The organism is Streptomyces sp. NPDC018610 (genome assembly GCF_044391765.1).
Lineage (GTDB): Bacteria > Actinomycetota > Actinomycetes > Streptomycetales > Streptomycetaceae > Streptomyces.
This window is the reverse complement of record NZ_JBISAL010000016.1, coordinates 93,232-100,865: the sequence shown is the minus strand read 5'-3', so window position 1 is coordinate 100,865 and position 7,634 is coordinate 93,232. Positions and strand designations below refer to the sequence as shown.

The following is a 7,634-nucleotide window of genomic DNA, read 5'->3' as shown; positions in this document are numbered from 1 at the left end:
GGTGTGGAGGTGGACTGGTCGCGGGCGTTCACCGGAATGGGTGCCGCTCGTGTCGACCTGCCGACGTACGCCTTCCAACGCCAACGCTACTGGCTGCAGGACGGCCCCGAAGCAGCCCTGGGCGACCTGACCGCCGTAGGGATGGCCGCCGGTGCACATCCCTTGCTGGGCGCGGTGTTGGACATCGCGGGGGAGGGGAGTCGTCTCTGTACCGCTCGCCTCTCGCAGCAGGCGCAGCCCTGGCTGGCGCGGCACCGTGTCGGTGAGGTCGCGGTACTGCCGACAACGGCCCTGGTCGATCTGTTGACGCATGTCGGCGAGCAGGTCGGTGCGCCGGTGATCGGGGAACTGACCGTGTCCGCGCCGATCGTGGTCCCGGACGTCGCGGGCACGGTCGTTCAGCTCGTCCTGGACGCACCGGACACCGACGGGCACCGTGCGCTGCGGGTGCACTCCCGCACGGACGCCACCACCACCGACCCGGACGGCTGGCAGGAACACGCCGTCGGCACGCTGCTCCCCTGGGACGGCGTCACGACACTGCCGCACGACCTCACCACCTGGCCCCCGCGGGACGCCGCCGAGGTGACCGCGCCCGAGGCCGACGGCGTGACGGCCGTCTGGGCGGCCGAAGGGCGGCTGTACGCGGAGGTGGCCCTGCCGGCGACCGCCGAGGACGAGGCGGACGCCGACCGGTACGGGGTACACCCGGCGGTGCTGGACGCCGCTCTCCGACTGGCCGGGCGGCTCGACGGCACGGCGTCCGTCGCCCCCGGCGAGGGACTCCTCGGCCACTCGGTCCGCGGTGCGCGGGCCCACGCGACCGGCGCCCGGTCCCTGCGCGTGTGTCTCACCACCGTCGGCGAGGGCACGGTGGCGGTCAGCGCGGCCGACGACGACGGCTCTCCCGTGCTCGGCATCGAGGCGGTGGCGCTGCGCCCGCTGACGGCGGAGGAACTGCCCGCCGGCGAGGCGTCATTCACCCGCGACTCGCTGTTCGAGGTGGAGTGGGTGCCGGTCCAGGCCGGGCAGGCGGATGCCGCGGTCGCGTGGAGCCTGTACGACGACCTGAGCGACCTGCCGGCCGACCGGGTGCTGCCGCCGGTCGTCGTGTTCGACCCCGCCGCCGACGATGATCCGAGGCGCACCCTGCCGGAACGCGTGCACACCGTCACGCAGCGCGTGCTGGAGGTGCTCCAGGGCTGGCTGGCCGACCCGCGGACGGCGGACTCCCGGCTCGTGGTGGTCACGCAGGACGGGCCGGCGGGATCGGACGCCGAGTTGGTGGCCGAGCCGGTGCGGGGACTGTTGCGTTCCGCGCAGTCGGAGAACCCGGGACGGTTCGCCCTGCTCCAGGCCGCCGCCGATGCCGCCGCCGACGCCACGGCGACCGAGCCGGCCGCCGCGCCCATCGGCACGGAGGCCCTCCGCGCGGGTCTCGCCGCGGGCCCCGACGAACCATGGGTCGCCGTCCGCGACGGCCGCCCCCACGTCGCCCGCCTCAAGACCGCCACCACCACCGCCGCCACCGGCGCCTCCACCGCGCCCGCCCCGGCATCCGCCACGCCCGCGGCACCGGCCCCCGTATCCACCACGCCCGCCCACGCGACGGCGACTCCCGAGACAGCGCCCCCCGCGACCATCACCACGGACCTGCGGCTCTCCGGCGGCGTAGCCCTGGTGACCGGCGCGACCGGCGGTCTGGGCCGGCTGGTGGTGCGCCACCTCGCCGACGCCCACGGCGTACGGGAACTGGTGCTGGTCTCCCGCTCCGGGCGGGACCCGCACTGGGCCGACGAGCTCGCCGCGCTCGGTCTGAACGTGCGCATGGTGGCCGCCGACGTCGCCGACCGCGAGGCCATGGCGGAACTGGTGGGCTCGATCGGGGACCGGCTGACCGCCGTGGTGCACACGGCCGGCGTCGTCGCCGACGGCCTTCTGAGCACTCTCACCGCCGACGACCTGCACGCCGTACTGCGCCCGAAGGTCGACGCGGCCTGGCACCTGCACGAGCTGACCGCCGATCTGCCCCTGCGCGCCTTCGTGCTCTTCTCGTCGGCGGCCTCGGTCTTCGGCGGCGCCGGACAGGGCAACTACGTCGCCGCCAACGCCTTCCTCGACGCCCTGGCCGCGTACCGGCACGCCCACGGCCTGCCCGCCGTCTCCCTGGCCTGGGGCCTGTGGGGCCCGGAACTCGGCGGCATGGGCGGCGGCCTCGGTGAGGTCGACCTGGCCCGGATCGCCCGCGAGGGCATCCTGCCGCTGTCCGCGGCACACGGTCTCTCCCTGTTCGACGCGGGCCTGACCTCGGGACGGGCCGCTCTCGTGCCCGTGCGGCTGGACCTGGCCGCCCTGCGCGCCGGCGACCACCTCCCGGCCGTACTGCGCGGCCTGGCTCCGCGCGCCACCCGCCGCGCCGTCACCCGGCAGCGCGCGGCAGCCGCCCAGGAGGGCCCGGCCCTGCCCCGGCGCCTGGCGGGCGTCGCCCCGGCCGACCGGCACAAGGCTCTGCTCGACCTGGTGCGCGAGAGCGCGGCGCAGGTGCTCGGCCATGCCTCCGTCGAGGCCGTCGGCGCCGTACGCCCCTTCAAGGACACCGGGTTCGACTCGCTGACCGGCGTCGAGCTGCGCAATCGGCTCGCCGCCGAGACCGGCCTGGCCCTCCCGGCCACCCTGGTCTTCGACTACGCCACGCCCACCGCGCTCGCCCGGCACCTGCACGCCGAACTCCTCGGCACGGTGGACGAAGCCGCCGGGTCCACCGCCCCCGCCGCCCCCGTCGCCACCGCGGCCACGACGACGGACGACGAGCCGATCGCCGTCGTCGGCATGGGCTGCCGCTACTCCGGAGGAGCGGACTCCCCCGAGGGGCTGTGGCGCATGCTGGCCGCGGGAGACGACACGATCGTGGAGTTCCCGGCCGACCGCGGCTGGGACATCGACAGCCTCTACCACCCGGACCCGGACCATCTGGGCACGACGTACGTGCGCACGGGCTCCTTCCTGGAGGGCGCCGGCGACTTCGACCCCACCTTCTTCGGCATCGCCCCGCGCGAGGCCGTCGCGATGGACCCGCAGCAGCGGCTGCTGCTGGAGACGTCCTGGGAGGCCATCGAGCGGGCGGGCATCGACCCCATGTCGCTGCGGGGCAGCAGGACGGGCGTCTTCGCGGGCACCAACGGCCAGGACTACAGCGCGCTGATGCAGCGCTCGCCCCGGGAGTCCGAGGGCTACCTGGCCACGGGCATCGCTGCCAGCGTCGTGTCCGGCCGCATCTCCTACACCTTCGGTTTCGAAGGCCCCGCCCTGTCGGTGGACACGGCGTGCTCGTCGTCCCTGGTCGCCCTGCACCTGGCCGTCCAGGCACTGCGCAACGGGGAGTGCGCCCTGGCTCTCGCCGGGGGTGTGAGCGTGATGACGAGCCCCGGCCTGCTGGTGGAGTTCAGCCGGCAGCGCGGGCTGTCGCCGGACGGCCGCTGCAAGTCCTTCTCCGACGACGCGGACGGCACGGGCTGGGGCGAAGGCGCCGGCATGCTGCTGCTGGAGCGGCTGTCGGACGCGCGCCGCAACGGTCACAACGTGCTGGCGGTCGTGCGCGGCTCGGCCGTCAACCAGGACGGGGCCAGCAACGGCCTCACCGCCCCCAACGGGCCCTCCCAGCAGCGGGTCATCCGGGCTGCCCTGGCGAACGCACGCCTCTCGGCGTCGGACATCGACGCCGTCGAGGCGCACGGTACGGGGACGACGCTGGGTGATCCGATCGAGGCGCAGGCGCTGCTCGCCACCTACGGGCAGGACCGCGACCGGCCCCTGTGGCTCGGCTCCGTGAAGTCGAACATCGGCCACACCCAGGCCGCCGCGGGCGTCGCGGGCGTGATCAAGATGGTGGAGGCGATGCGGCACGGTGTGCTGCCGCGGACCCTCCATGTGGGGACGCCGTCGTCGAAGGTGGACTGGTCGGCGGGTGCGGTGGAGCTGCTGACGGAGGCGCGGGAGTGGCAGAGTCCCGTCGATCGTCCGCGTCGGGCGGGGGTGTCGTCGTTCGGTGTGAGCGGTACGAACGCGCACGTCATCCTGGAGCAGGCCCCGGAGACCGAGCCGGCCGAGGAGGCTGGGCCGGCGGTTCCGGTGGAGCCGGTGGCGGTGCCGTGGTTGCTGTCCGCCCGGAGTGCGGATGCGCTGCGTGAGCAGGCGGCCAGGCTGCGGGCCCACGTCGAGAGCGGCGCCGACCTGTCGCCGGTGAACGTCGGCTGGACCCTGGCGAACCGTGCGCAGTTCGAGCACCGGGCCGTCGTCGTCGGGAAGAGCCGTGACGGACTGATCACTTCTCTGGGCGACGTGAACCCGGGGACTGTCGGTTCCGGTGGCCGGACGGTGTTCGTGTTCCCCGGTCAGGGCTCGCAGTGGGCCGGTATGGGCGCGGAACTCCTCGACACGGCTCCGGTGTTCGCGGCGTGCGTCGCTGATTGCGGCGAGGCGCTGGCGGAGTTCGTGGACTGGGATCTCGAAGCTGTGCTGCGGGGGGCCGTGGGTGCTCCGTCTCTGGAGCGGGTGGATGTGGTCCAGCCGGTTTCGTGGGCGGTGATGGTGTCGCTGGCCGCGTTGTGGCGCTCCTATGGTGTGGAGCCGTCGGCGGTGGTGGGGCATTCGCAGGGTGAGATAGCGGCTGCGTGCGTGGCCGGAGCGCTCTCGCTCCAGGATGGTGCCCGGGTGGTGGCGTTGCGGTCGCAGGCGATCGCTGCGGGTCTGGCCGGTCACGGCGGCATGGTCTCCCTGGCTCTGGATGCCGAGACGGCGGCCGCACGGATCACGGCGTGGGACGGCCGTATCGAGATCGCCGCGTTGAACGGGCCGACGTCGGTCGTCGTGGCGGGTGAGCCGCAGGCCCTGGACGAGCTGATCGCCTCCTGTGAGGCGGAGGAGATCCGGGCCCGCCGGGTCCCGGTGGACTACGCGTCCCACACCTCGCACGTGGAGCGGATCGAGGGGGAGCTGGCCAGGGTCCTGGCCGAGGTGCGCCCGCAGCCGTCCGGCATTCCGTTCTTCTCCACTGTCACCGGAGACTGGGCGGATACTACGGCTCTGGACGCCGGCTACTGGTACCGCAATCTCCGCCGGACCGTCCGCTTCCAGGAAGCCGTAACCGCCCTGGCAGCCCAGGACCACACCGTGTTCGTCGAGGTCTCACCGCACCCCGTCCTGGCGATGAGCATCCAGGACACGGTCGATGAAGCGGTCGTCACCGGCACGCTGCGCCGTGAGGACGGCGGCCTGGACCGCTTCCTCACCTCCGCCGGAGAACTGTGGACGCACGGCATCGACGTGGACTGGTCGCAGGCCTTCACCGGCACCGGCGCCCACCACACCGACCTGCCCACCTACCCATTCCAGCACCGGCGTTACTGGCTGAGCGTCGATGCCTCGACCGCGGGCGACGTCGCAGCCGTCGGTGTGGCGCCGGCCGGGCACCCGCTGCTCGGGGCGGCGGTGGAGTTGCCGGACGGGGAGGGGATCGTCCTGACCGGGCGCCTGTCCGCTCGGGCCCACTCCTGGCTCGCCGGCGAGGGCGGTGGCGTGCTGCTGCCGGCGGCGGTGTTCGTGGAGCTGGCCGTCCGGGCCGGTGACGAGGCCGGCTGCGACGTGGTGGAGGAGCTGACGCTCCAGGCCCCGCTGGTGCTGCCTGAGAAGGCCGGAGTCCAGCTGCGGGTGCGGGTGGCCGGGGCGGACGAGGAAGGGCGGTGCGCCGTCGCCGTCCACTCCCGGGCCGAGGACGCCGCCCCGGGCGCACCGTGGGCCTGCCACGCCACCGGCCGGCTGGCCCGTGCCGAAGCGCCGGTGGCCGGATGGGAGCCGGTGGCCTGGCCCCCGGCCGGGGTCACCCGGGTGGACAGCGTGGACAGCGACCGGGTGGACGCTCTGTGGCGGGGTGCGGACGGTGAGCTGTTCGCCGAGGTGAGCCTGCCGGACGAGCAGCGGACCGAAGCGGCACGCTACGGCCTGCACCCGGCGCTGTGGGACGCGGCGTTGCTGGACGTGGCGCTGGAGGCCGCCCGGCACGTGTCAGCCGGCGGTGACGCGGCGGACCGGCCGCCGGCGCCGGCCGGCTTGCAGGGCGTCGTCCTGCACGCGGGCGGCGCGGACCGGCTGAGGGTACGGATCACCGGCGCCGCCGGACGGCCGCGGGACCTGACGGTGGAGGCGGCCGACCCCACCGGCGCGGCCGTCGCGACGGTGCGCCGCGTGGCGCTGGAACCCTTGGACCTTCCGGAACTCGACGGACCGCGGACGCCGGACGGACCTGCCGGGCACACCGGCCCAGCCGTGCTCGCCGGACCCACAGGCCCAGCCGGGCAGGCGGACCCCGCCGGCCCCGCTCGCCCCACGACGGCGCACCCCGTTCCGGCGCGTCGTCCCGCTCCCGCCCGGCGCCGGGCGCGGTCCGCTCAGGACGGCACGGGTCAGGGTCTCGCGGCCCGGCTGACGGGACTGGCGGAGGCCGAGCAACTGCGCCTGCTCACCGAGCTGGTGCACACCGAGACGGCCGCGGTCCTCGGACTGCCCGGCCCGGACGCGGTCGAGACGCGGCGCGGCTTCTTCGAGCTCGGCTTCAACTCCCTGCTGGCGCTGGAACTGCGCAACCGGCTCAACGCGGCCACCGGACTACGCCTGCCGGCCTCGTTCCTCTTCGAGCACACCCGCCCGGCGGCCGTGGCCGCGCACCTGCGGCAGGAGCTGACGCGGGGCGCCGCCGGGGCGGCGGGGCCGGCGGCCGGCGGCATCGAGGAGATGTTCCGCCAGTCGTTCGCCGCCGGACGGCATGTCGCGGGAAACGAGCTGATCATGGCGGCCTCCCGGCTGCGCGACGCCTTCGACGCGGAGTCGGCGGGGGAGCACCTGCCCGAGCCGGTCCCGTTGGCCACGGGCGGGGCGCGGCCCCGGCTGTTCTGCCTGCCGGCGGTGGTGGCGACGGCCGGTCCCCAGCAGTACGCCCGCTTCGCCGAGCACTTCCGCGGCCGGCGGGACGTCACCGTGCTGCCCGAGCCGGGCTATCTGCCCGGCGAGCGCATCCCGGCCGACCTGGCGGCCCTGACGGAACTGCACGCGCGTGCGCTGCGGCGGGCCGCCGGCGACGAGCCGTTCGTCCTGGTGGGCCACTCGGCGGGCGGCCAGATCGCGCACGCCGTCACCGCGCACCTGGAGACCCTCGGCAGCCCGCCCGAGGCCCTGGTGCTGCTGGACGTGCCGTGGCCCGAGGACGACGCGGACAACGCGGAGGTCGGGGCGGCGATGCTCGGCGTCGCCTTCGACCGGGAGCGGAAGCTGGGCGGCGGCATCATGAACGACGTCCGGCTGACCGCCATGGGCGGCTACCACCGCCTCCTCGCCGACTGGCGGCCGGAGCCCGTCAAGACGCCCACCCTGCAGGTCCGGGCCACCGAACCGATGCCGTCGGCGTCCGGTGCGGTCGAGGACGACGCCGTGATGCTGCGCGTCGACTGGAAGCTCGACCACACCGCGCGGGACGTGCCCGGCAACCACTTCAGCATCGTCGAGGAGCACGCCGGAGCGACCGCCGGCGTCGTCGAGGAATGGCTGGCCGGGATCGCCGTGAACGGCGTCTCCGACTGATTGTC

The 7,634-nt window shown here is 74.7% G+C and carries 1 protein-coding gene; it reads left to right on the top strand.

Going from position 1 to position 7,634, the window contains the following annotated elements:
- The first annotated feature begins 36 nt into the window (after positions 1 to 36).
- On the top strand, positions 37 to 7,629 hold the full coding sequence (locus tag ACH5A8_RS32660; RefSeq protein ID WP_399007629.1) for an SDR family NAD(P)-dependent oxidoreductase: 7,593 nt from the start codon (positions 37 to 39) through the stop codon (positions 7,627 to 7,629).
- Positions 7,630 to 7,634 lie beyond the last annotated feature (5 nt).

What these genes read in the sequence shown, in the direction of transcription:
- ACH5A8_RS32660 (WP_399007629.1), top strand. Translation starts at nt 37, where the DNA reads ATGGGTGCCGCTCGTGTCGACCTGCCGACGTACGCCTTCCAACGCCAA.